Raw genomic sequence first — 22,857 nt, forward strand, 5'->3', positions numbered from 1 at the left:
TTATTCGCGATGCAAGGCTAAAGATCAAGGACCAGGTCAGAAGTGGGCTTGCTGCAGCACAGCAAACGCAGGCCTTTGTCGATTTCCCGTTGCCGGATACCGCCGTTGTGATTCATCTCGACCGTACCCTGTAGCAGGGCGGTCTTGCAGGTGCCGCAAACGCCCTGGCTGCAGGAGGAGGGCACGATTGCCCCAGCCTTTTTTGCGGCGCTCAGCACGGTCTGATTGCCCGGCATGCTGAACGTCTTCCCCGAGCGCGACAAGGTTACCGTGAACACCTCCTGCTGATCGAGGGAAGGGGCTTGCTCGAGCAACGGTTCCTCGTTCAGTGCGCTGATGTCGAAGCTTTCCTGATGATAGTGGGCGAAATCGAACGCCGCTTCCCTGAGCAGCGACTTGACCGCTTCCATGTAGCCCTGGGGACCACAGGTAAAGATTTCCCGTTCCTTGTAGTCCGGCACTTGCTGGCTCAGCAACGGCAAATCGAGCCGGCCTATCGGTTGCTGCCATTGAGCGGTGTCGCCAAGTCCTTCGCACACACTGATGACCCGCAGTCCCGGCATGGCGGCCTGCATGCGCGTCAATTCTGCGTGGAAGATGATATCGGCAGGAGTACGCGCGCTGTGTACGAAGACAATGTCGAGGTTGCCGGCCATGTCGCAGGCGGCCCGGGTCATCGACATCAGAGGCGTTACACCCGAGCCGGCCGACAGGTACAACAACTTGGTCGCAGGATGGCCGACCGGTGTAAAACTGCCCGCCGGACCGGACGCCTTCAGGCTGTCGCCGGGCTTGAGGTGGTCATGCAGCCAGTTCGATACCGCGCCCCCCGGCACACGTTTGACGGTAATGGAAAACGCAAAGGGCCGGGTCGGGGAGGACGACAGGGTGTAGCAGCGGAAGAGGGTCTGCCCGCCAATGACCGGTGAGATCGTGATGAATTGACCGGGTTCGAAACTCAGTGCGCTGAAGTCCGCACAACGAAAAATGAAGGTTTTTACGTCATGGGTTTCCTGGCGCACAGCGCAGCATTGCAGGGTTTTCTGTTCCCCGCTGTTCCATTGCGAGCCGAACGTGCCCCAGGTGGTCGGATCGGTAAAGCGCTGGACCGCGCTGGTGTTTCCAGGACACGTCAGGTTTTCGTAAGTCGTCATGTTCATTCCTCACACGCCATGGGCGGCCAGACGCGCCGCGTACCAGCGCGAGAACTGGTCGACATAGGTTTCGGTAAAGGCCGAGAACGGCCCGGGCGTGTAGGCGGGATCCTGGGTGCCGCTGTGGGTGATGCCGACGAGGCTGGCGTCTTGCAGGTTGGTCGCCGCCCAGACTTCGGTCAGCTTATCCACCTGGTAGTCGACGCCTTCGACGGCATCGGCATGAACCAGCCATTTGGTGCGCACCAGGGTTTTATCGGGTGCCAGCGGGATGATGTAGGAGACTACGGCGTGGTCGCTCATGACATGGGTCCAGGAGTTGTGCGTCCAAAGATGCACGTCGCCCAAGTCGCGGCGGGTGAGGTCGCCAAACAGCCGGGTACACGCCACGCGGGTGTCCAGGGTCTGGGATTCGCCGTTGCCGGCAATGGCCAGTCGCTGCGAGCGGAATTGGGTCACGGCGTCTTCACCCAGGTGTTCGACGGCATCGCAGATATAGCCTTCGCGCTCCCAGTTGGCCTTGGTGTCGGCATTGCGGCGGTGATATTCGGCCAGTGCCTGAAGTGAATCCTCGCCCAGCCCATCGGTGCAGAAACCGAAATCTTCGGGCAGGAAAGAAGCGGTCAATTCCGGGTGGGTGGCGGCGCAGTGATAACACTCGCGGTTATTCTCGATCACTAGTTTCCAATTGCCGTTCTCGATGATTTCCGATTCGTAGGCGATCTTTGAGTGGGCGATGTCGTATTGGGCGAAACGCGGCGTCATGACCTGGTCAAGGTACAGGATGTCTTCTGGTGGTTCGTCGCCGAGGCAGACGAAGACATGGGTGCCGATGACCCGGGTGTGCACAGGGATCAGGCTTTTGCATTTAGGGTCGAAGTCCTTGCCCATGTGTGCCGCATGTTTCAGGCTGCCATCCAGGTCGTAGCTCCACTGGTGGTAGGGGCAGACCAGCATGCCCACCGTCGACTTGCCGGCCTGTTTCAGGCGAGCCCCGCGGTGACGGCAGACATTGCGAAACGCTTGCACGTGCTCGTCATCGTCGCGTACCAGGAGGATGGAGGATTTGCCAATATCAAGGGTCGAGACATCACCGGGTTCGGGGACATCGCTGGTGACGCCCACCAGAATCCAATGTTTGGTGAAGAAGACCTCGACATCGGTTTCAAAAATATCCTGGCGACCAAACAAACCGCCTGGCATGCCATGGCCGGGCGTGCGGTCGGCCAGGAGTTCACGATGGGTCTTCACGGCATTGATTGTCATTATAGGTCTCGCTCACATTCAAATTGATCAGGCGGCGAGTACAGTTTGGAAAGGTGGAATAAGACCGTCAACGCGCTTTATTTTCACGCTCGCATAACTTTGCGTTATGCCTGAAAGTTGACTTTAACTTGTTGATTATCAGTGAGTTAGATAACTGTCATCGCGCAACCAATCAACCAGTGCCTGGGTAATGGGCTCAAGTTTTCGACCGCTCGGAATCACCAGGTAATAAGCGTCTTTTGGCTTGACCACGTAGGGCGTGATTCTGATCAGTTCGCCACTGTTGAGACGGTGCGCGATCAGCCGACTCCATCCCAGTGCAATGCCGTGGCCTTGAATGGCCGCCTGGATCGCATCGTTGTAGGAACTGCAGCGAAATGAATAATTGAGCTTGGGGCGCATATCGCCCAGTTCCCGGCACCAACGGTTCCAGGTCATCCAGCCTTCAAGGGTGGAATCTGAGTCAATCAGCGCCGTGTCCAGAAAATCGGTAATGGATGAAGGTGCCGGGTTGGCGGCGAGCCAGGCCGGCGAGCAAACGGGAAACACTTCTTCATCGAACAGGAAGACCGAGCTGCCATCCTCCCATTTTCCATTACCGAAACGGATGGCCAGGTCGACGTCATCCCGATAAGAACTTGGCGAGACCTGCTGCGTCATCAGGCGCAATTTCAACTTCGGTTGCAGGGTGCGCAGAGCGATCAATCTGGGGAGTATTCTCAAGTGAGAGAACGCCTCCGTGCAGGCGATGGTGATCTCCTGCTCACCAATGCCCTCGGCAATTTTGTCGAAGACACTGGCCATGCGATGAATGGACTCAGCGACGACCAGATGCAGGATATAGCCTTCGTGAGTCAGCTTGATCGCCCGATGAAGCCGATGGAACAGCTTGGTCCCCAGGGTATCTTCCAACAACCGGATTTGTTTGCTGACGGCGGCCTGGGTCACGCCCAGCTCTTGGGCGGCCAGGGTGAAACTGGCCAATCGCGCCACGGCTTCGAATTCCAGCAACGCCGTCATCGACGGTATCAACCGCCGATAGCCCTTGACCTTTCTATCGATATCGCTGGGTTGCATAGGTGCGTTCCGACGTCGTTGCCTGGCGAATCAAGCCACCGAAGATTCCCTTGCGGGTTCAGAAGGCGCGGGCTGTGACAGGTTATGTCCAAGCAGTGCCCGATACAGTTCACCGTCGCCCAATATGCCCAGGACAGTACCGGCCTCGTTCTGCACGATCAGTGGATGGCCCGTTTCATAGCGAATCTGCAGGGCGTCGCGCATGGTGGTCGCTGCCGGCACGCAAGTTGGCTGTCGAGCCAGGGTCTCGATTGGCTGGGTCGGATTCCATGGTTGGACGTGCGCCGTCGTGGCGCTTTTTCGAAGGCTGGTCAAATGACCCTGCGGGTTCACCATCATCCACAGGTTTTGAGCTGTATCCAGGCAATATTCGTCGCGGACGAAAATGCACTGGTCCAGCGGGGTCATCAAACTTTTCGCACACAGCACATTCAACGGGTTGGTGTGGGCGACGAAGTTACGCACGTAGTCGTCAGCCGGGTTCAGCACGATCTCCTCGGGTTTGCTGTACTGGATGATTTTGCCGTCTTTCATGATGGCGATGCGCGTGCCCAGCTTCAGGGCTTCGTCCAGGTCATGGCTGACGAATACGATGGTCTTGTGCAGCTTGCGCTGCAGATCGAGCAACTCATCTTGCAGGCCTTGGCGGATCAACGGGTCGAGGGCGGAGAAGGGTTCGTCCATCAGCAGGATGTCGGCGTCCATCGCCAGGGCGCGGGCCAGGCCGACCCGTTGCTGCATGCCACCGGACAACTCGTCGGGCTTCTTGTTGCGCCATTGGGTCAGGCCCACCAGCTCCAGCTTCTCATCCACCAGCTTGCGGAGTTCTCTCTCAGGACGGCCCTGCATTTCCAGGCCGAAGCTGATGTTCTCGCGCACCGTCAGCCAGGGCATCAGGGCGAACTTCTGGAACACCATGGCGATGCGCTTGGTGCGCATCATCTTCAGTTCGGCGGGGGTACAGGAGGCGATGTCGATCTGCCGGCCTTCGTGTTCGACGAACAGCTTGCCGCGGCTGACGGTGTTCAAGCCGTTGATGCAGCGCAGCAGGCTGGATTTGCCGGAGCCGGACAGGCCCATGAGCACACAGATCTCGCCTTTGTTGATCTCCAGGTTGGCTTTCTCCACGCCAACGATCAAACCGGTTTTCTGAAGAATCTCCGGGCGGGAAAAACCTTTGTCGAGTAGATCCAGGGCGGGCTTCGGACGGGCAGAGAAGATGACGTCAACGTCTTCAAAACGGATGATGCTCATGCGTCACCTCTTTTCACGGCTTCACGTTGTTTGCAGATTCGGTCGAGGATGATGGCCAGCAGCACGATCGCCAGGCCGGCTTCAAAACCCATCGAGATATCGGCGGTATTGAGTGCGTTGACCACGGGTTTGCCCAGGCCATCGGCGCCCACCAGTGCGGCGATCACCACCATCGACAACGACAGCATGATGCACTGGGTGATGCCGGCCGCGATGCTCGGCATCGCATGGGGCAGTTCAATGCGCGACAGGAGCTGGCGACGGGAGCAGCCGAAGGCTTTGCCAGCGTCCATCAGTTCGTCCGGTACGTCGCGGATGCCCAGGTAGGTCAGGCGGATGGGCGCGGCAATCGCGAACACCACCGTGGAAATCAGGCCTGGGACTACCCCCAGGCCGAAAAGTGTCAGGGTCGGGATCAGGTACACGAAGGTGGGCACGGTCTGCATCAGGTCGAGCACCGGCCGCAAGGCTGCATAGAACCATGGTCGATGGGCTGCAACGATGCCCAACGGTACACCGATGACCACGCAGACAAGTGTGGCGAAGGTCACTTGGGCGAGGGTCTCCATGGTCTCCTGCCAGTAACCGAGATTGAATATCAGCAGGAAGGAGAGGGTGACAAAGAAGGTGAGACTGGCCTTGCGTTGGATGTAATAGGCAAGCAGCGCAAATACAGCGATCAACGCCAAGGGGTTGAACCAGAGGAGTGCGCTGGTAAACGCGGAGATGACGCCCGACAGCGACAGCGATATGGCGTCGAAAACTCCAGCACCATGTTGTGTCAACCATTCGACATACCGGGCGATATGTTCACCCAGTGGAAGCTTTTCTTGTGTAATCCACATATCACTAATCCGGCTGATGGAAAGAAACAGCACGCCAGCAACCGCCCGGGCGCAGCTCCGTGTGCCAGGTTCCAGGCAACACAAAACGACTGCGCGAGGCGTCGCGTGAGCAGTTATCGAAGTTTGGGCAGGGGATGAGTAACGGAAGACGCGTGTATCAAAGCCAGTCGCCCCGGCATTCTTTGGCCGGGTGTCGAGTGTCCTTCAGAGGTGTGCACTGCAAGATTCATGATGGCGGCTCGTTGTTGTTTTGGTTTGGAGTCCGTTGCCTGTGGAAGATAGTTATCCAGGTGCCTTTTGCTGACAAACCATTTTATGTCAGTGTCTCATGAGTTTTGATCATTAATTGTTCACCACTTCTCGGGCGAAAAAGTCAATCAAATGTACTCAGGTGTACATTCGACGGTCATCCGAGTACATTCACGTTACGCATTATTTTAAAGAAGGTAAGCAAAGATGCCCCAGGTAGGGAAGGCACGCGGCAAGGCCCAGGACGCAGGCTGGCGGGGCTCGCCGGAGGGTTGGCTGGAAGCGGCCTACGAGGCCCTGAAGGAATCGGGCATCGATGCTGTTCGAGTCATGCCGCTGGCCAAGCGCCTGGGCTTGTCACGCACCAGCTTCTACTGGTTCTTCGAGGATCGCGAGCAACTGCTGGCGGCGTTGCTGTCGCGTTGGCGAGAGACCAATACGGGGGGCTTGATCCGGCAATGTGAAAGCTATGCCGAAAGCATCTCCGAGGCGATCCTGAATGTGTTCGAGTGCTGGCTCAACCCACAATTGTTCGACTCGCAGTTCGAGTTTGCCGTGCGCAGCTGGGCGCTGCAGTCCGCTGAAGTGGCCCAGGAGGTCGCTGCGGTAGACGAGCAGCGAATGAACGCCCTGGCGAACATGTTCAAGCGCTTTGGTTATGACAGCCAGGGAGCTGATACCCGGGCCCGAACGATTTATCTGACTCAAATCGGCTATATCACCATGAATACGAGTGAGCTGATCACCGTGCGTTTCCAGCGCATCCCTCATTACGTGAGCATCTTCACCGGCAAAGTCCCCAAGCAGCGTGAGCTGGATCGTTTCTATGGGAAGTTCGGCTATGCCGAAAAAGAGCCCGGGGTCTTTGTTCCGTTGACGGACACTTTCGAAGGCAACGGCGATGACCAATGAGACCGTGGGGATCATTGGCGGAACCGGCTGGTTGGGCGGCGCGATTGCCAAGGCCGTCCTGGCAAAGGGACTGGTGCCGGCGGGAAACCTGATCATCTCCAATCGTTCGGGAAACCACCCGTTGGTCCAACAAGGTGCCAGTCTGGTCACGAACAACCAGGACCTGGTGGATCAAAGCGTCGTCGTGATCATCGCGGTTCGCCCCGAGCAGTTCGCCAGCTTGAACATCAATGCGACGGGCAAAACCGTGATCTCCTTGATGGCCGGCATCACGGCACAGGCAATTGCTACACAGACCATGGCGTCGGCAGTCGTACGGGCGATGCCCAATGCGGCGGTGGAAATCGAGCAGGCCTTTACGCCCTGGTATTGTTCGGGCGGGGTAGAGGCGACGACGAAAATCCTGGTGCAGCGCTTGTTTGAATGTGTGGGCACCGCTGCTGAAGTCCAGGAAGAAGACTTCATCGATTACCTCTCGGCACTCTCAGGCACCGGCCCGGCCTTTCCGGCCTTGTTGATGACGGCGCTGGCGAATCAGGCGATGCTGGCCGGTATACCTGGTGATATCGCGCAGCTTGCCGCGAAAAATGTAGTGGTCAACAGCAGCCAACTGCTGGCGAGCCGTGATGCCCAACAGATGATCGACGCCTTGGTGGCCTACCGCGGTGTAACGGCCGCGGCCTTGCAGGCGATGACCCAGGGGTATTTCGAAGAGCAGATTGGAAGGGCGTTGCAGGCAGGTGCCGCGGTGGCCCGCACGGGGCTTCAAGCCTGATAAAACGATCGGGGTCGGGTAACGGCCACCACCGCATCGCGAGCAGGCTCGCTCCCACATTCGATCTTCAGCGGACACAACATCCATGCCCAACACAAACCCTTTGTGGGAGCGGGCTTGCTCGCGAAGAGGCCAGCACATCCAACATATTCATTGACTGTGACACCGCTTTCGCGAGCAACCCCACCCCCAGATAAAAAACGGCACTCCTCCAAAAAACGAAAGGCGCCGTTTTCCTCAAGCCAACCTCAAATCCTATTCAGCCTTGAAGCAATACACCGCCAGCTTGTTCCCATCCAGATCCCGAGCATAAGCCGCATAGGCATTGTCCGCCCAGCCACGCGGGCCTGGCAGGCCTTCACATACGCCACCGTTCGCCAATGCAGCCGTATGGAACGCCAGAACCGCAGCACGGTTCGGTGCCTCGAAGCTCACCGTAACACCGTTACCAATGGTCGCCGGACTGCCATTGGCCGGGTTGAGTACAAAGAACGAAGGCTTATCGACGCCCCAGATGGAACCGGCCTCGTTGAGATCGGCAACACGCTTGAGGCCGATCTCTTTCAAGGTGGCATCATAAAACGCACGTGCTTTTGCCAGGTTGTTGGTGCCGACGGTGACATGGGTAAAAACAGACATCTTGGTTTCCTTTCTATGGGTAGTTGGACGATCGCCCGGCGCTCAGAAATGAATGACGGTGCGAATGCTTTGCCCGCTGTGCATCAACTCGAAGGCGTCGTTGATCTTGTCCAGGGGCATGTTGTGGGTGATGAAGGTTTCCAGCGGGATTTCCCCGCGGCTGGCCTTCTCTACATAACTGGGAAGCTCGGTGCGGCCCTTCACGCCGCCGAAGGCGCTGCCGCGCCATACGCGACCGGTGACAAGCTGGAACGGGCGGGTGCTGATTTCCTGGCCGGCACCGGCCACACCGATGATGATCGACTCGCCCCAACCCTTGTGGCAGCACTCCAGCGCCGCGCGCATCAGTTGCACATTGCCGACGCATTCGAAGGAGTAATCCACGCCACCGTCGGTGAGTTCGACGATGACGTCCTGGATGGGGCGGTCATCTTCCTTGGGGTTGATGAAGTCCGTTGCGCCCAATGACAGGGCAACGTCGCGTTTGGCTGGGTTGATATCGATGGCCAGGATGCGTCCGGCATTGGCCATTTTTGCGCCGATGATCGCGGCCAGGCCGATACCGCCCAACCCGAAGATCGCCACGCTGGCACCGGCTTCGACTTTTGCCGTGTTGAGTACCGCGCCAATCCCCGTGGTCACCCCGCAGCCGAGCAGGCAAACCTGATCCAGCGGCGCGTCTTTTGAAATCTTCGCCAGGGAAATTTCCGGCAGCACCGTGTATTCGGAAAAAGTCGAGCAGCCCATGTAATGGAACAGCGGTTGGCCTTCATAGGAAAAACGCGAGGTGCCATCGGGCATCAAGCCTTTGCCCTGGGTGGCCCTGACGGCCTGGCAGAGGTTGGTCTTGCCGGATAGGCAGAATTTGCACTGCCGACATTCAGCGGTGTAGAGCGGGATCACGTGGTCGCCGACTTGCAGCGACGTCACGCCTTCGCCGATGGACTCGACGACACCACCACCTTCATGCCCCAGCACCGTGGGGAAAATGCCTTCGGGATCGCTGCCCGAAAGGGTGAAAGCGTCGGTATGGCAAACGCCAGTGGCGATGATGCGAACCCGGACTTCACCGGCCTTGGGCGGCGCCACATCGATGGTGACCAACCGCAACGGTTCATTGGGCGCGAATGCGACCGCAGCCCTTGATTTCAAGGTCTGTGCTGACATGGAAGAGCCTCGTGTCGAATAGGAAAAATGGCCCCTGATCCAGGATCAGGGGCATGACTTCAGATGTCCTTGACCAGCCGCAGCGCATCGTAGATGGCCGCGTGGGTATTGCGTGCCGACACCGCGTCGCCGATCCGGAACAACTGGAAGCGGCCCTGCGGGTTGGTCACGATATTCTGGGTTTTGCCGGCGATCAGATCGTGTTGTTCCACCGCGCCGTTATTGCTCGAATGTGGGCGCAGTTCGAAGTACAAATCGTCCAGGGGCAGGGTGCCGTGGTTGACCACCACCTGATCGACCACACGCTGCTTGTGCACCTGGCCGTAATCGCTGCCGAAGTTGGCCACCAACTGACCATCGCGTTTCTCCACGGAATCGACCCGATAGGTGACCGTGAAGGTGACGTTCAGGTCTTGCAGGCTGCGCATGTAAGGTACCAGGTTCATCGCCATCACCTCCGGCGCAAACGACCGGTCCGGCGTGACGATCTCCAGTTTCGCACCGCTGTTGGCGATGACCTCGGCCGCCTGCAGCGCCGCATGGTCGCCGGCGTCGTCGAAGATCAGCACGTTCTGGCCGGGCTTGACGTCGCCGGAAATGATGTCCCAGGTCGACACCACCAGTTCATTGCCGTGCTTGAGTACCTCGGTATGGGGCAAGCCGCCGGTGGCGACGATCACCACGTCCGGCGCCTCGGCCATGACGGTTTCGGCTTCGGCCCAGGTGTTGAAATGGAACTTCACGCCCAGCCGTTCGCATTGCGTCATGCGCCAGTCGATGATGCTGATCATTTCGCGGCGACGCTCGCTCTGGGCAGTCAGGCGGATCTGCCCACCGGGCTGATCCGCCACTTCGAACACCGTGACGTCGTGGCCACGTTCGCCGGCCACCCGTGCCGCCTCCAGGCCCGCCGGGCCGGTGCCGATCACCACCACCTTGCGCTTGACAGCCGCCTTGGGGATTTCGTGGGGCATGGTGGTTTCGCGGCCAGTGGCGGCGTTGTGGATGCAATACGCAGCTCCGCCCTGATAGATGCGGTCCAGGCAATAGTTGGCGCCGACGCAGGGACGGATTTCTTCTTCGCGCTTTTCGATGATCTTGCGCACGATGTGCGGGTCGGTCATGTGCGCGCGGGTCATGCCGATCATGTCCACCTTGCCGGAGGCGATGGCGTGTCGCGCCGTGGCGACGTCCGGGATCTTGGCAGCATGGAACGTCGGGAAACCGGTGGCCGAACGAATCTCGCCGGCGAAATCCAGGTGCGGCGAGTTGCGCATGCCCTGGATCGGAATCACGTCGGTGAGGCCGGCATCGGTATCGATGTGTCCGCGAACGACGTTGAGGAAGTCCACCAGCCCACTGTCCTTGAGCATGTGGGAGATCTGCAGGCCATCGCTGGCACCGAAGCCGCCGGGCAGGTCTTCATCGCCGGTGTAGCGCACCCCGAGCAGGAAATCCTCGCCACAACGCTGGCGAATGCCGCGTAACACATCAAAAGTGAAGCGCATCCGGTTTTCCAGCGAACCACCGTAGGGCCCGTCGAGATCGTTGGTCAGTGGCGACCAGAACTGATCCATGAGGTGCCCGTAGGCCTGCAATTCCAACCCATCGAGACCGGCGGCCTTCATGCGCTCGGCGGCGTCCACGTAATCCTTGATGATCCGGTCGATGTCCCATTCTTCCATCTTTTTCGGGAAGGCCCGGTGGGACGCTTCGCGACGATGGGAAGGCGAGACGACCGGGAGCCAGTCGGCCTTGTCCCAGCGTGTGCGCCGTCCCAGGTGGGTCAGCTGGATCATCACCGCCGCGCCGTGTTCGTGGCATTCGTCGGTCAGGTCCTTCATCCATTTGACCACTTCATCCTTGTACGCCAGCACGTTGTTGAACACCGGCGGGCTGTCCCGGGAAACGGCGGCGGAGCCCGCCGTCATGGTCAGCGCCACACCAGCCTTGGCACGTTCAACGTGGTAGGCGCGGTACAGATCCTTCGGCATGCCGTCGACAGGATAAGCGGGCTCATGGGAGGTGGTCATGATCCGGTTCTTGAGGGTCAGGTGTTTGATCTTATAGGGCTGCAGCAGAGGATCGCTGGACATGGTGTTGCGCTCCGGGAACAGAACATCAGGCTTGGTTTGACATAACGGTATGTCGAATGTTCATGTGTGTCAACGATTGAGACACAGGTGTACATTTTTCTTGCGTGGTGGAAAAACCAGGATTACCATCCAGTCGAAACAGGGGGGATCCGGCGTATCCGGTCGGTCATCCCGCATCGATCCAGAGTGCAAGGGGGCTATGCAAAGAACTATGAAAGTGCTCGTTGCGGTAAAACGCGCCATCGATCCGAATGTGAAAGTCCGGGTGAAAGCCGACGGTTCAGACGTCGAGCTCAATGGCGTGAAGATGGCCTTGAATCCGTTCTGCGAAATCGCGGTGGAAGAGGCGATTCGCCTCAAGGAGAAGGGGCTGGTATCCGAAGTGGTGGTGGTCTCGGTGGGCACTTCGGCCGCCCAGGAGCAACTGCGCACGGCATTGGCACTCGGCGCGGACCGGGCGCTGCTGGTCGAGACGAGTGAGCTGCTCGAGCCGCTCAACGTCGCCAAGTACCTGAGCAAAGTGATCGATCAGGAAAAGCCGCAACTGATCCTGTTCGGCAAACAGGCGATCGACCAGGAGAACAGCCAGGTCGGGCAAATGGTCGCGCAGCTGATTGGCAGCGGTCAGGCCACTTACGCCTCGGCAATCAATCACGTCGACGGGCAATGGGTGGTCGAGCGTGAGGTCGACGGTGGCAGCCAGGTGCTCGCCCTCGCCATGCCGGCCGTGGTGACCTGTGATTTGCGCCTGAACCAACCGCGCTACGCCTCGTTGCCGAACATCATGAAAGCCAAGAAAAAACCGCTTGAAATCATTGCTGCTGACACCTTGGGCGCGAGCGTGAAGGAACACGCTCGATTGTTAGGGGTTGTCCCGCCTGCGGTGCGCAAAGCGGGCATCAACGTCGGTTCGGTGGCCGAGCTGGTGGATAAACTGAAAAACGTTGCGGGGGTGATTTGATGCGCACATTGGTGATCGCCGAGCACAGTGCAGGTCAACTGACGGCGGGTACGTGGAGTGCCGTGACCGCCGCCATGGCGCTGGGTGCCGGGACGGATTTGCTGGTGATGGGCGGGACGGACGCCTCGGCAGTGGCGCAACAGGCAGCACTGACACAGGGCCTGGACCGGGTGCTGCTCGCACAAGGTGCGATGTTCGAAAACGCCCTGGCTGAAAATGCCCAACCGCTGATCACTTCACTGGTGGCCGAGGGGTATACGCACGTCGTTGCCGACGCCAGCAGCATAGGCCGCAATGTGTTGCCGCGGGTCGCGGCCAGCCTGGATGTCGGCATGCTCTCCGACGTCACCCACATCGTTTCGGCGGACACCTTCCAGCGTCCCATTTATGCCGGCAATGCCATCGCCATGGTGCAGTCCCTTGACCCGATCAAGTTGCTGACCGTTCGTGCCTCGGCGTTCACCCAGGCCTTGTCCCATGAGCATCGTTGCGAAGTGGTGGCGGTGGAGGGCGGGCAAAGCGCAAGCAACGTGCGTTTCGTGAGCGAACAACTGACGGCCAGTGAAAGGCCCGATTTGTCGAGTGCCCGCGTCGTTGTTTCCGGTGGCCGCGGCATGCAATCCAAGGAACATTTCGCCTTGATCGAGCGTGTGGCCGACAAGCTCGGTGGTGCCGTAGGGGCCTCGCGTGCCGCGGTGGATTCGGGTTTTGCCGCCAATGATCTGCAGGTCGGGCAGACGGGGAAAATCGTCGCGCCAGAGCTTTACATCGCCGCGGGTATCAGCGGCGCCATTCAACATTTGGCGGGCATGAGTGGCTCGAAGGTCATTGTTGCGATCAACCAGGACGCCGAGGCGCCGATTGCCCAGGTGGCGGATTACATGTGGGTGGCGGACTTGTTCGAGGCCTTGCCGGCGCTCGAAAAAGCATTGTGAGTGCTTACATTTATAAGTTCCGCCAAAGGGCGGAGGAGGGCCGAGCCACCGGAATACATGAAGAGTTTCCCCATAACTAGAATTTATCCATGCACAACATAAGATCCCTCGAGGGTGTAATGGCTCTGCTTTGATGAGGGAACGTTAATTCTTCTGCTGCCCTGCCAATAACTATTAATACAGTATGCGGAGATGCACCATGATTACGTTATCCAGTAAAACTTGTATCGGCTGGCTTGCTGGCCTGGCGATGGCCGCCGGTAGCCTGACGGTTCACGCCGAGGAACCCACGCCTATCCGTATTGGATGGGTGAATTGGTCGGATACGGAAATCGCTGTAAAGCTGGCAGATACGGCATTGCGCGACCACTTGAAGCAACCGGTCAAATTGGTGCTCGCCGATATCGGCATTCAGTTCCAGGCCCTGGCTAACGGCAATATCGACCTGATTCCGATGGTCTGGCTGCCGAGCACTCACAAGGCGTTCTACGACAAATACCAGGACAAGCTCGAAGACCTCGGCGTGCTGTATGAAGGTCGGATCGGCATGGCGGTGCCAACGTCCATTCCAACCAGCGAGATCGCCAGTGTCGAGGATCTGAACAAACCAGAGGTGCGGGAGAAACTCGGCGGCAAGATCCTGACTTCGGAAGTGGGTAACGGCCAATACAAGCTCACGGAAAAGGCCATCCAGGAATATAAGCTCGATGGTTACAAGATGGTCGCTTCTTCAGAGTCTGGAATGCTGAGCGAGCTGGATCGCAACATCAAGCGTGACAAATGGTCGTTGATCAACGCCTGGAGTCCCCACTGGATGTTCGCCAAGTGGCCGCTGCGCTACCTGGATGATCCGAAGCAGATTTTCGGTGGCTCTGAGCAGATCCATGCGGTTGCCCGCAAAGGCTTCAGCGCCGAGCATCCTGATGTCGCCCGGTTCTTCGCCAACTTCAAGATCCCCAAGGCTGACCTTGAGAAGTTGATGTCCACCGCCCGTGACAGCTCGGCAGACAAGGTCGTTGCAGAGTACTACGCCGCCAACAAGCCCCGCTTCGAGGCGATGTTCGGCAGCCAGACCGCTTCCGCGACACCGTCACAGTAATGGCTGTTGCTGTCCAATAGTTGTGTTGCAGTCTGGTGCCCTTGGTGAAGGGCATCGGATGCATTGAGCGAATATTCAGGCGAAACCCTTGAAGACCACAACTTATCGTCGTTTTACCGTTGATGAAGCGATCGACTGGGTGACGCATCTCTGTGAAGCGAAGGGCTGCTCACCCGCGGTTGCCCTCTCATTGGCTCACGCCACCGTGGCTGCGCAAGCGCGCGGTAACCAGGCCGTGGGGTTTCGCCACCTCGCCGATTACTTGCCGGGCTTTTCTTCCGGACGAATCAATCCACGTGCCGAACCACGCATCTCCCGCGCTGGCGCGATTATCTTCAAGTCCGATGCCCAAGGCGGAATTGCCCAACTGGGTGTCGATCGCTGTTTCGATTCGCTGTGCCATGCCACGCACGCCAATGGTATGGCAACGCTGAGCCAGTGCAACAGTTTCACCAGCGGTGAACTGGGTGACTACACGTTGCGGTTTGCCCAGGCCGGGCTGATTGCATTGGCGGTCGCAAACGGGCCGGCCCTGGTCGCCGTTCCTGGTGCCAAGGGCAAGACCTACTCGACCAATCCGCTTTCATTTTCCGCGCCCTCAGCCGACGGCATCCCGCTGATGTTCGACCAGGCGTGCAGTGCCGCGGCATTCGTGAATATCGCCCACGCCGCTTCGACGGGCAGCGATATCCCTGACGGTTGGGCGATGGACCAACAGGGCAACGGCACACGTAATGCCTTGGCGGCGTTGAGCGGTGCGCTGCTACCTTTTGGTGGCCATCGTGGGGCCAATCTGATGCTCATGGTCGAGGTTTTATCGGCGGGGCTCACGGGGGCCAATTGGTCGTTGGATGCGCCGGATTTCAACCAGGGAAACCAGACGCCTGGCTGTGGCCTGTTGATCCTGCTCCTGGCGCCGAAATTCTTTTCAACGGGATTCGAGCAGCGGCTCTCAAGCCAACTGGCCCGCCTGACGCAGATGGGCGTCCACAGGCCGGGATGGGAACGGCAACACTCAACGCTCACCGCACAGAATGATGGGATCAGTGTTCCCGTAGACCTGTTGGAACAGCTGAGCCGTCTATAAGCCAATGGGATCGAAAACGATGATGAACAGCACTGAAGACCCATCGTGGGACCAGGACATTATCAGCAGCGGCGACGTGCTCAGGCGTTCGCTTCAGGACGTCCTGTCAGGCAATGCCAGCGATAAGGCGCAAGCACATATCGCATCTCTTGCTACGGCCCTATGGACGATCAGGAAGACGGCGGAAACTTCAAATGCGCTGCCGGGTTTCCTGGAGGGGCATTTATCCGAGGCGCTCGGCGCTGCGCCAAGCGCCAACGAGCACTTAGTGTCGATACGCGACGCATTAGGCGCGCTCCTGCCCCATGTCACCTGGATAAACCGCCAAGCCCGGGCCGACCAGGACGGCGCGTTCGTGGAGCGTCATCGCCACGGGATGATCGCCGGCCCGGGTGGATTATTTGAATGTACTACCTTGACCTTGGGGTTGGCGCTCATGATGCCCGAGACCTGCTACCCCTATCACCAACACCCGCCCGCCGAGTTCTATCTCGTTCTGTCGCCAGGGGAGTGGTATCGGGAGGATGTGGGATGGTGGAGTCCCGGGGCAGGGGGCCTTGTATTCAATCCGCCATCCTGTGTCCATGCAATGAAGTCGACGGATGTTCCACTTCTGGCACTGTGGGGCTTGATGCATGAGTGACTCGTTACAAGAATCAATGAGCTCGCCATTCGGAGGAGGCAAAATGAAGGTCACCACGCAAGGCGTAAAGTTGAACGAAGAAACGCGGGCGAGGCTGAAGTCGGCGTCAGCCAAATTGGACCGCACCTCCCACTGGTTCATGAAAAAGGCCATTCTGACGTTTATTGAGAAGGTTGAGGCCGGGGCGGGTATCGAAGAGTTTGTAGCGGTCGAACTGTTGGACAAAGACACGAAACGCCACAGTATCACGCGACGGCTTTGCAAAGATTGCGGTAGCAACGGTGTGTCTTGATAGGCGCGAGACAGGAGAAACGTTTCCAGGAAAATACCCGGCGCCTTGTCAGCAGACGCTATATTTCGTAACGACTTTCCTTTGAAGGCGGACAGCCGAAGAGGGTGCTGTAGCACTTGCTGAAGTGCGGGGTAGAAACGAAGCCGCAGGCGATGGCGACATCAGTGACGCTCAACCTGGAGTTCTGTAGCAGGCGTCGTGCCTCGGTCAGTCGTAGCTCCAGATAATACCGTTGGGGAGACATATTGATTTGTTTTCGAAACAGACGTTGGATCTGGCGCTTGGAAAGTTGAACGCATTGGGCGAGCAGATCCAGGCCTAATGGTTCTTCAAGATTGCACTCCATCAATGCAATGACTTCTCGCAAGGATGCACTGACTTTGCGGTCCAGCACCTTTGCCGAGGTACGGAATCGAGATTCATGATCCAACAGTTCAAACACGGCATCCGCGAGGTTCTGATCGAGCGCGGCGTAAAGCCACTTCATCATGATTTGAAACGCGCCGGCAGGGTTTGACGCGGTGAGCCGGTCCCTGTCGAACACCACCGTGTCCAACGTCACCGTTGTCTTGGGTGCACACTCTGACAATGCCATACGTTGTTCGGCATGAATGGCGCATCGATAACCATCCAGCAGTCCTGCCTTGCCCAGGTACCAGGCGCCGTTCCATAAACCACCGAGCGCAATGGGCATGTTCGCAAGCTTGGTCAGAAGCGTTATCAGCCCGTTGGGGAGTACCCTGGGCGTGCGTAGCCCGCCGCAGACAACCATCAAGTCCAGTGCCGCGATTCTGATATCGGTCAACGGTGTGTCTGGCCTGATAGGGATTGCCAAATCGCTGATCACTTCAGAGTCGTTTCGACTGAAAGTATGGACTTTTATCGATCCGGGCTGGATGAGGTTGGCGGTTACCAGCACGTCCAGGCATTGGGTGAAACAGGTCAGGGAAAAGTTATCGAGCAACAGGAATCCCACGCTCGATATTTTCTGGGGCTCAATCATCTGGTTCATGAGGTATGCTTCGTATCCCGCAGGAAACTGTCATCGAAAGGGTAGCGGGTGAGTAATTCATAGCCGGTTTCAGTGACCAGTAATTGGTTCTCCAACTTGATGCCATCGCGGCCGCCCACTTCACCCACGTACGCTTCGACACACAGGACCATGCCTGCTTGCAGCTCGCCCTCGTATCCGTAGGATTCCAGGTCCTCGGGGTAGCGGATACTGGGGTACTCGTCGCACAGGCCGACACCATGGAACAGCACGCCGTACCGCTGGGCGCGGCAGGGCTCGGGTAGCCGATGCGCCTTGGCGGTCAGTTCCGTGAAGCGCACACCAGGTTTGATCAGTTCGGTGTTGTGGGTGATATGGTCATGGGCAATTCGATACAGGCGTTTCTGTTCGGCCGTGGGCTCCAGCCCTCCGCAAATCCAACTGCGGGACATGTCCACGCACATGCCGTAGGTGCCGATCAGATCCGTGTCGAACGACAGCAGGTCGCCGTCGCTCAACACTCGTGGGCCTGACTCCTGGAACCAGGGGTTGGTGCGAGGACCGGAACTGAGGATCCGGGTCTCGATCCATTCGCCACCACGGCGGATATTGCCGGCGTGCAGGGCGGCCCAGACATCGTTCTCGGTCACGCCAGCGCGCATTGCCTGGTGCATTTCAGCCACTGAAGCTTCGCACGAAGCCACCGCGCAGCGCATCGCCTTGATTTCCTCCGGTCCCTTGATCATGCGCGCGAACTCGGTCACTTCCTGGCCGCTGCAAATCTCGATCGCCAGGGCATCCAATGCGCGCACGCCGACGACTTCGATTCGATCGACCGCAAGCCGGCGGTTGGCTCCGGCGTGTTGGCGCAGTAACTCGTCAATCTGTGCGGCGAAATGCCTGGCGTGTCGATCCGTGTGCTCGCCGGTCTCGAAAAAGAAAAAGATGCGCCGCTGCGCAATTCTGTAACTAGCGGCAAGTGGGCGGAAAGGTGATCGCAGCCATGGAAATCCCACAAAACAACATGCCCGCTGGCGGCGACGAAGCATGCCCGTGCGGGGTTATGGGTCGTCCATAACTGCATGTTGGTGGTATCGGTCGCGTAGCGAATATTCAGTGGATCGAATAACAGAATCCCCCCCAAGTCGCGGGCGACCAACTGATCCACGATCCGTTGCAATCGGTACGTACGCAGGGTGGGCAAATGGGGCGGCTCCAGGCCCAAACGCTCCCACTCCGCGAACGCCAGGGGAGTGGGGCCTATTTCGACGCGGTCGTTGTCATTGACCGAGCCATCTTTTTTTAATGCAGTTGCACGCTGCCTGGCCGGGTCGATGCGCCGAGCATTGGCTGGAATCGAAAAAGGTGAAGTTGTCATGATGGGATCCATACGCTTGAACACCTAATCCGATCACCGCTTGCGTGGAGCGGTGACCGGTGTGCTGAACGCTGTCAGTACAGCCCGTGCTCGATCAGGTTACGAAGCATCGATCCAGATGGTCTTCAGCTCGGTGTACTGATCATGAGCCCAGACGGATTTGTCGCGACCACCAAAGCCAGACTCCTTGTAGCCGCCGAACGGCGTGGAGGCGTCGCCTTCACCGAAACAGTTGACCGTGACCACGCCCGCACGAATCTCCCGCGACAGGCGCAAAGCGTTACGCAGGCTGCCGGTGTAGGCGGATGCCGCCAGGCCGTAGACCGTGTCGTTGGCAAGCTCGATGGCTTGGTCGAGGGTACTGAAACTGGTCACGCTCAATACCGGCCCGAAGATCTCCTCGATAAACAGGCGACTGTCACGTTCGACGCCGTCGATGATCGTCGGCTGCACGAACACACCGGACTCGGTCTCGCCCCCTTGCATCACATTGAGTTTGTGCTCGGCTGCGTATTCCAGATAAGAACGAACCTTGTCGAAATGGGTTTTGCTGATCATGGCGCCGAGGCGATTTTCAGGATCCAGTGGGTCACCCATTTTCCAGTCGCGCAGATGTTTGCTGATCAATTGCAACAATTGATCCTTGACGTCTTTATGGACAATCAGCCGTGAGGAGGCCGAGCAGTTCTCGCCCATGTTCCAGAAAGCCCCGGCCGTCACGTACTGGGCGACTTGATCGAGGTCTTCGCAGTCATTCATCACCACGGCGGGGTTTTTACCCCCCAGTTCCAGCACCACGCGCTTGAGGTTCGACTCGGACGCGTACTTGAGGAACAACCGGCCCGTGTCGGTCGAACCGGTGAAGCTGACCATCGCCACATCCATGTGCCGACCGATTGCCTCGCCAGCCTCCCGGCCACCGCCAGGGGTAATATTGAATACGCCTGCCGGAATGCCGGCCTGATGGGCCAGCTCGGCAACACGCAGCGCGGTCAGGGTGGTTTCCTTGGCCGGCTTGACCACGATGGAACAGCCGGCCGCCAAGGACGGGCCAATCTTCCAGGCCAGCATCAACAAGGGGAAGTTCCACGGCAGGACCAGACCAACGACACCGATCGCTTCGCGCACCACCATAGTTACCGCACCGTGGCCGGTCGGCGCGGTGCTGTCGTACACCTTGTCGATCAACTCCGCATGCCAGCGCAGGGTATGGATGGTGTCGGGCACATCGACGTTCTGGCATTCGCTGACTGGCTTGCCACTGTCCAGGCTTTCCAGCACGGCGAGCTCGTGGGCGTTGTCTTCCAGCAATTGGGCGAAACGCAGGAGCACCTGCTTACGTGCGCCGGGTGACAGCTTATGCCAGCGACCATCCTCGAACGCTTGTTTGGCGGCAGCCACGGCTACGTCGACGTCACGGGTATCGCACGCCGCTATCTCTGCAAGCTGTTCACCCGTGGCAGGGTTCGTCGTGATGAAGGTTTTTCCAGAGAGTGCGTCACGGAACTCGCCGTTGATGAATGCCTGGGTAGGGAATTTCAACTGGGCGGCGATGGCCGCGTACTGTTCCTTGGTCAGTAAATCAGCCATTTCAGGCACCTCCAGTGATCTGCGCGATGTTGCGCTTGAGTTCGGTGACGACGCCTTGCAGCGCCTGCTTTTCCTCAGGGTCCAGGCCGTGCAGAGGGGCGCGCAGGCCACCGGTGCTCAAACCGTTCAGTTCACAGCCGTACTTGATGGACTGGACAAATTTCCCGCCTTCCAGAAAGTCCATCAGCGGCATCATCGCTGCCATGATGCGACGGCCTTTGTCGAAGTCTTTCTCGACAACGCAGGCCTCGTATAGCGCGACATGCTCGCGGGGAATGAAGTTGGAACCGGCACACACCCAACTGCGGGCGCCCCAGGCGAAAAACTCCAGGGCTTGATCGTCCCAACCGCAAGACAGGGCAATGTGCGGGTATTTGCAGGCCAAACGGTGCATCTGGGCCATGTCACCGGAGCTTTCCTTGATGGCGACGATGTTTTTCACATCGCGGACCTCATCAAAGAACGCCTCGCCCATGCTCACACCCATGCGGCCTGGATAGTTGTAAAGCATGATGGGGAGACCGGCGGAGCGGTCCACCGCCTTGACATGCAGGGCGATCTCTTTTTGCGTAGGCAGTGCATAGGGTGGCGAGCCCACCAACAACGCATCGGCCTTGATGGCCTTCGCCGCTTCGGCGTAGGCGACCGAGTCTTCAGTGCGGATGGCGCCGGTACCCACGATCAGCGGCAGACGGCCGCGCAGCACGTCCTTGGCCTGGACGGCCAGGTCGAAACGCTCCTGAGCGGTGTGGGCATAATATTCGCCGGTTGAGCCGCCGATAATGATGCCGTGTACCTTGGAGTCCACCAGATACTCCAGGACGTCGGCGAAGGCGGTCTTATCGATACTGCCGTCAGAGGTCAGGGGCGTAACGGCCGGTGTGTAAATGCCTTCAAATTTCATCAATCTCGCTCCAGTTAGTGTCACTGCCTATCAAGCGGCGCTAGCTCGATAGAGTCAGCGCAGCCAATCTTTAAACCAAGGGAGGCCGCTTGTTGAAAGTCAAATGAACGACTTCAACTTCTTCAAATTGTCGGACCGGATCAACTTTCTTTACCCGCTCGGTACTGTCCCCAGCGCAAACTTATATTGACGCCTGCTGAAACCAGCGGCGCGGGTGGGTTAGGGCAGGGGCCGGGTGATTTCAAGACGAAAGCAATGAGCTCGGATTGTTCACCGGCCAGCCAATCAGCCAAGAGTTTGCCGGTCGCCGTCCCGCGGGTAACACCTAATCCGTTGCAGCACAGTGCCCCGTAGACGTTAGGTGAAAGTTCGCCGAAATAACCCATATGGTTACGTGAAAGAGCCAGTGCGCCGCCCCAGGTATAGTCGAACTTCATCTCAGGCAACATGGGAAAGCGTTGTTCGAAAGAGGCCTGATGCCGGGCGACAAAGCGTTTCAAATACTTTGCATCGCTGCGGCCGTCCGGGTTAAAGCTGAAACTGTTACGGATCAAAAGACGGTTATCCGGTGTGCGACGTACCGTGGTACCGAATGGATCCGCAGGAATGACACCCCAATAAGGCCTGCCACCGAGACGAGCCTGTTCTTGCTCGGTCATGGGGCGGGTCAGACTGGCGTAGGTGAACACCGGCAGCATTCGGCCCTTAAGGAAGCCAAAACTCATGCCAAAGGCATTATTGGTCAGGATCAGCTTGTCGGCGGTGATTGAACCCGCGGCGTGCTTGAGCACGGTCTTGGTGCCGTACTCCACATGAGTGATCGCAGTGTTTTCATACAGCGTCACGTTACTGGGGAGGCTGTCAGCCAAGCCTTTTACAAGCGCTGAAGGCTGGAGCAAAGAAGTCCCCGGCGTAAATAATGCTTTGCGGTAGAAGTGCGTGCCGATGTGTTCGGGCAGTTCGCTGGCCTCGATCATCTGATAGGGCTGATCCAGTTTATCGAGTCCGCGACGATAGGCCTCCAGAACGGCGATGCCTCTTGGTTCAACGGCGGCCTGATATTTGCCGCAATGTTTCATTTGGCAATCGATGCCATGGCGTTCAACCAACTCTTTTAAATAGCCCAGGCCACTCAGGTTCAGCTTTAGCGTTGTTTTGGCCGTGGCGATGTCGCCTATGTAATCCTCGGCGGCGATGTCATGGGGCAAGTCGATCGCGAACCCGGCATTGCGACCGGAAGTACCAAAGCCCACTTCCTGGGCGTCAACCAACACGATCTGATCGTCGGGGAAATGAGTTGCGAGCTGACGGGCGGCGGCAAGCCCTGTGAAGCCGGCACCGACAATGACCCAACGGGCGCAGCTATAGCCTTGATGGACGGGCTTGATCTGGCGCCCCTTGCTCAAGTGATACCACCCGCAAGTTTGATCATCGGCAGGTAACGAAGAGACTTTCAACATTTCAAGATCCTGTTCATTCAACCGATCCGATGCCAGTCATGCAAAAAAGTGTTTGGTAACTTCACGTGAACTGAGTGTTTAGC

22 protein-coding genes are annotated in these 22,857 nt (G+C 58.4%); 8 read left to right on the forward strand and 14 right to left on the reverse strand.

Translation table 11 applies throughout. The features are described from left to right. Nucleotides 1–17: 17 nt before the first annotated feature. The 5 genes from AB4O22_RS07075 to choW all read right to left on the reverse strand — a co-directional run bounded on the left by AB4O22_RS07075 (nt 18) and on the right by choW (nt 5,596). On the reverse strand, nt 18–1,154 hold the full coding sequence (locus tag AB4O22_RS07075; RefSeq protein ID WP_223472624.1) for an FAD-binding oxidoreductase: 1,137 nt from the start codon (nt 1,152–1,154) through the stop codon (nt 18–20). A gap of 9 nt (nt 1,155–1,163) precedes the next feature. Beyond that, nucleotides 1,164–2,420 carry an aromatic ring-hydroxylating oxygenase subunit alpha gene (locus AB4O22_RS07080; RefSeq protein ID WP_003203456.1) on the reverse strand — a complete coding sequence of 419 codons (1,257 nt, stop codon included), beginning with the start codon at nt 2,418–2,420 and terminating at the stop codon, nt 1,164–1,166. Nucleotides 2,421–2,558: 138 nt separating this feature from the next. Beyond that, nucleotides 2,559–3,497: a LysR substrate-binding domain-containing protein gene (locus AB4O22_RS07085; RefSeq protein ID WP_460096039.1), complete on the reverse strand. Its 939-nt coding sequence runs from the start codon at nt 3,495–3,497 to the stop codon at nt 2,559–2,561. 30 nt (nt 3,498–3,527) lie between these two features. Next, entirely contained in the window at nt 3,528–4,751 is a 1,224-nt protein-coding gene (choV, locus tag AB4O22_RS07090; RefSeq protein WP_460096040.1) for a choline ABC transporter ATP-binding protein, read from the reverse strand. Further along, a complete protein-coding gene (gene choW, locus AB4O22_RS07095) occupies nt 4,748–5,596 on the reverse strand; it encodes a choline ABC transporter permease subunit (protein WP_460096041.1) in 849 nt (282 codons plus the stop codon). The genes choV and choW overlap by 4 nt, the downstream gene beginning before the upstream one ends. A gap of 456 nt (nt 5,597–6,052) precedes the next feature. Here choW and AB4O22_RS07100 point away from each other — a divergent pair, with 456 nt between their 5' ends. Together AB4O22_RS07100 and AB4O22_RS07105 are read left to right on the forward strand one after the other, a co-directional pair. Beyond that, a complete protein-coding gene (locus AB4O22_RS07100) occupies nt 6,053–6,757 on the forward strand; it encodes a TetR/AcrR family transcriptional regulator (protein ID WP_003203446.1) in 705 nt (234 codons plus the stop codon). Then, nucleotides 6,747–7,532 (forward strand): pyrroline-5-carboxylate reductase family protein, encoded by a 786-nt coding sequence (locus AB4O22_RS07105; RefSeq protein WP_460096042.1) that lies wholly within the window; start codon nt 6,747–6,749, stop codon nt 7,530–7,532. Before AB4O22_RS07100 ends, AB4O22_RS07105 begins: the two co-directional genes overlap by 11 nt. A 255-nt stretch (nt 7,533–7,787) precedes the next feature. On the opposite strand, the gene AB4O22_RS07110 is transcribed toward AB4O22_RS07105, so the two are convergent. From AB4O22_RS07110 to AB4O22_RS07120, 3 genes are read right to left on the reverse strand one after another with little or no spacing between them, the layout of a single operon-like run. Beyond that, the gene (locus tag AB4O22_RS07110) at nt 7,788–8,171 is read right to left on the reverse strand and encodes a VOC family protein (protein ID WP_003203443.1); all 384 of its coding nucleotides are present in this window, start codon (nt 8,169–8,171) and stop codon (nt 7,788–7,790) included. A gap of 42 nt (nt 8,172–8,213) precedes the next feature. Then, nucleotides 8,214–9,338: an S-(hydroxymethyl)glutathione dehydrogenase/class III alcohol dehydrogenase gene (locus AB4O22_RS07115; protein WP_460096043.1), complete on the reverse strand. Its 1,125-nt coding sequence runs from the start codon at nt 9,336–9,338 to the stop codon at nt 8,214–8,216. A gap of 59 nt (nt 9,339–9,397) precedes the next feature. Then, nucleotides 9,398–11,434 carry an oxidoreductase gene (locus tag AB4O22_RS07120; protein WP_460096044.1) on the reverse strand — a complete coding sequence of 679 codons (2,037 nt, stop codon included), beginning with the start codon at nt 11,432–11,434 and terminating at the stop codon, nt 9,398–9,400. Nucleotides 11,435–11,645: 211 nt separating this feature from the next. Here AB4O22_RS07120 and AB4O22_RS07125 point away from each other — a divergent pair, with 211 nt between their 5' ends. From AB4O22_RS07125 to AB4O22_RS07150, 6 genes are all read left to right on the forward strand, one after another. Beyond that, nucleotides 11,646–12,395 carry an electron transfer flavoprotein subunit beta/FixA family protein gene (locus tag AB4O22_RS07125; protein ID WP_460096045.1) on the forward strand — a complete coding sequence of 250 codons (750 nt, stop codon included), beginning with the start codon at nt 11,646–11,648 and terminating at the stop codon, nt 12,393–12,395. Continuing rightward, the gene (locus AB4O22_RS07130; protein ID WP_460096046.1) at nt 12,395–13,330 is read left to right on the forward strand and encodes an electron transfer flavoprotein subunit alpha/FixB family protein; all 936 of its coding nucleotides are present in this window, start codon (nt 12,395–12,397) and stop codon (nt 13,328–13,330) included. The genes AB4O22_RS07125 and AB4O22_RS07130 overlap by 1 nt, the downstream gene beginning before the upstream one ends. A 199-nt stretch (nt 13,331–13,529) precedes the next feature. Next, a complete protein-coding gene (locus AB4O22_RS07135; RefSeq protein ID WP_460096047.1) occupies nt 13,530–14,429 on the forward strand; it encodes a glycine betaine ABC transporter substrate-binding protein in 900 nt (299 codons plus the stop codon). Nucleotides 14,430–14,517: 88 nt separating this feature from the next. Then, entirely contained in the window at nt 14,518–15,516 is a 999-nt protein-coding gene (locus tag AB4O22_RS07140) for an Ldh family oxidoreductase (RefSeq protein ID WP_460096048.1), read from the forward strand. A gap of 22 nt (nt 15,517–15,538) precedes the next feature. Next, a complete protein-coding gene (locus AB4O22_RS07145) occupies nt 15,539–16,159 on the forward strand; it encodes a dimethylsulfonioproprionate lyase family protein (RefSeq protein WP_223471562.1) in 621 nt (206 codons plus the stop codon). Nucleotides 16,160–16,202: 43 nt separating this feature from the next. Then, nucleotides 16,203–16,451: a transcriptional regulator gene (locus tag AB4O22_RS07150; RefSeq protein ID WP_223471563.1), complete on the forward strand. Its 249-nt coding sequence runs from the start codon at nt 16,203–16,205 to the stop codon at nt 16,449–16,451. A gap of 58 nt (nt 16,452–16,509) precedes the next feature. Here AB4O22_RS07150 and AB4O22_RS07155 read toward each other — a convergent pair whose 3' ends face one another. The 6 genes from AB4O22_RS07155 to AB4O22_RS07180 form a co-directional block, all read right to left on the reverse strand. Beyond that, nucleotides 16,510–17,463 (reverse strand): GlxA family transcriptional regulator, encoded by a 954-nt coding sequence (locus AB4O22_RS07155; RefSeq protein ID WP_223471564.1) that lies wholly within the window; start codon nt 17,461–17,463, stop codon nt 16,510–16,512. Then, nucleotides 17,460–18,254, reverse strand: coding sequence for a M24 family metallopeptidase (locus AB4O22_RS07160; RefSeq protein ID WP_460105683.1), 795 nt, complete (start codon nt 18,252–18,254; stop codon nt 17,460–17,462). Before AB4O22_RS07160 ends, AB4O22_RS07155 begins: the two co-directional genes overlap by 4 nt. Next, nucleotides 18,203–18,820 carry a hypothetical protein gene (locus AB4O22_RS07165; RefSeq protein WP_460158242.1) on the reverse strand — a complete coding sequence of 206 codons (618 nt, stop codon included), beginning with the start codon at nt 18,818–18,820 and terminating at the stop codon, nt 18,203–18,205. The genes AB4O22_RS07160 and AB4O22_RS07165 overlap by 52 nt, the downstream gene beginning before the upstream one ends. Nucleotides 18,821–18,919: 99 nt before the next feature. Beyond that, on the reverse strand, nt 18,920–20,410 hold the full coding sequence (locus AB4O22_RS07170) for an aldehyde dehydrogenase (protein ID WP_223471566.1): 1,491 nt from the start codon (nt 20,408–20,410) through the stop codon (nt 18,920–18,922). Between the two features lies 1 nt (nt 20,411). Next, on the reverse strand, nt 20,412–21,314 hold the full coding sequence (locus tag AB4O22_RS07175) for a dihydrodipicolinate synthase family protein (RefSeq protein WP_460096049.1): 903 nt from the start codon (nt 21,312–21,314) through the stop codon (nt 20,412–20,414). Nucleotides 21,315–21,454: 140 nt separating this feature from the next. Further along, the gene (locus tag AB4O22_RS07180; protein WP_460096050.1) at nt 21,455–22,774 is read right to left on the reverse strand and encodes an NAD(P)/FAD-dependent oxidoreductase; all 1,320 of its coding nucleotides are present in this window, start codon (nt 22,772–22,774) and stop codon (nt 21,455–21,457) included. Nucleotides 22,775–22,857 lie beyond the last annotated feature (83 nt).

This window comes from Pseudomonas sp. S3_B11, from assembly GCF_054667715.1.

Coding starts and splice junctions, on each gene's coding strand:
- choV (WP_460096040.1), bottom strand. CDS start 4,751: ATGAGCATCATCCGTTTTGAAGACGTTGACGTCATCTTCTCTGCCCGT.
- AB4O22_RS07075 (WP_223472624.1), bottom strand. CDS start 1,154: ATGACGACTTACGAAAACCTGACGTGTCCTGGAAACACCAGCGCGGTC.
- AB4O22_RS07150 (WP_223471563.1), top strand. CDS start 16,203: ATGAAGGTCACCACGCAAGGCGTAAAGTTGAACGAAGAAACGCGGGCG.
- AB4O22_RS07170 (WP_223471566.1), bottom strand. CDS start 20,410: ATGGCTGATTTACTGACCAAGGAACAGTACGCGGCCATCGCCGCCCAG.
- AB4O22_RS07180 (WP_460096050.1), bottom strand. CDS start 22,774: ATGTTGAAAGTCTCTTCGTTACCTGCCGATGATCAAACTTGCGGGTGG.
- AB4O22_RS07155 (WP_223471564.1), bottom strand. CDS start 17,463: ATGAACCAGATGATTGAGCCCCAGAAAATATCGAGCGTGGGATTCCTG.
- AB4O22_RS07110 (WP_003203443.1), bottom strand. CDS start 8,171: ATGTCTGTTTTTACCCATGTCACCGTCGGCACCAACAACCTGGCAAAA.
- AB4O22_RS07135 (WP_460096047.1), top strand. CDS start 13,530: ATGATTACGTTATCCAGTAAAACTTGTATCGGCTGGCTTGCTGGCCTG.
- AB4O22_RS07175 (WP_460096049.1), bottom strand. CDS start 21,314: ATGAAATTTGAAGGCATTTACACACCGGCCGTTACGCCCCTGACCTCT.
- AB4O22_RS07125 (WP_460096045.1), top strand. CDS start 11,646: ATGAAAGTGCTCGTTGCGGTAAAACGCGCCATCGATCCGAATGTGAAA.
- AB4O22_RS07115 (WP_460096043.1), bottom strand. CDS start 9,338: ATGTCAGCACAGACCTTGAAATCAAGGGCTGCGGTCGCATTCGCGCCC.
- AB4O22_RS07085 (WP_460096039.1), bottom strand. CDS start 3,497: ATGCAACCCAGCGATATCGATAGAAAGGTCAAGGGCTATCGGCGGTTG.
- AB4O22_RS07080 (WP_003203456.1), bottom strand. CDS start 2,420: ATGACAATCAATGCCGTGAAGACCCATCGTGAACTCCTGGCCGACCGC.
- AB4O22_RS07130 (WP_460096046.1), top strand. CDS start 12,395: ATGCGCACATTGGTGATCGCCGAGCACAGTGCAGGTCAACTGACGGCG.
- choW (WP_460096041.1), bottom strand. CDS start 5,596: ATGTGGATTACACAAGAAAAGCTTCCACTGGGTGAACATATCGCCCGG.
- AB4O22_RS07105 (WP_460096042.1), top strand. CDS start 6,747: ATGACCAATGAGACCGTGGGGATCATTGGCGGAACCGGCTGGTTGGGC.
- AB4O22_RS07165 (WP_460158242.1), bottom strand. CDS start 18,820: ATGACAACTTCACCTTTTTCGATTCCAGCCAATGCTCGGCGCATCGAC.
- AB4O22_RS07100 (WP_003203446.1), top strand. CDS start 6,053: ATGCCCCAGGTAGGGAAGGCACGCGGCAAGGCCCAGGACGCAGGCTGG.
- AB4O22_RS07120 (WP_460096044.1), bottom strand. CDS start 11,434: ATGTCCAGCGATCCTCTGCTGCAGCCCTATAAGATCAAACACCTGACC.
- AB4O22_RS07145 (WP_223471562.1), top strand. CDS start 15,539: ATGAACAGCACTGAAGACCCATCGTGGGACCAGGACATTATCAGCAGC.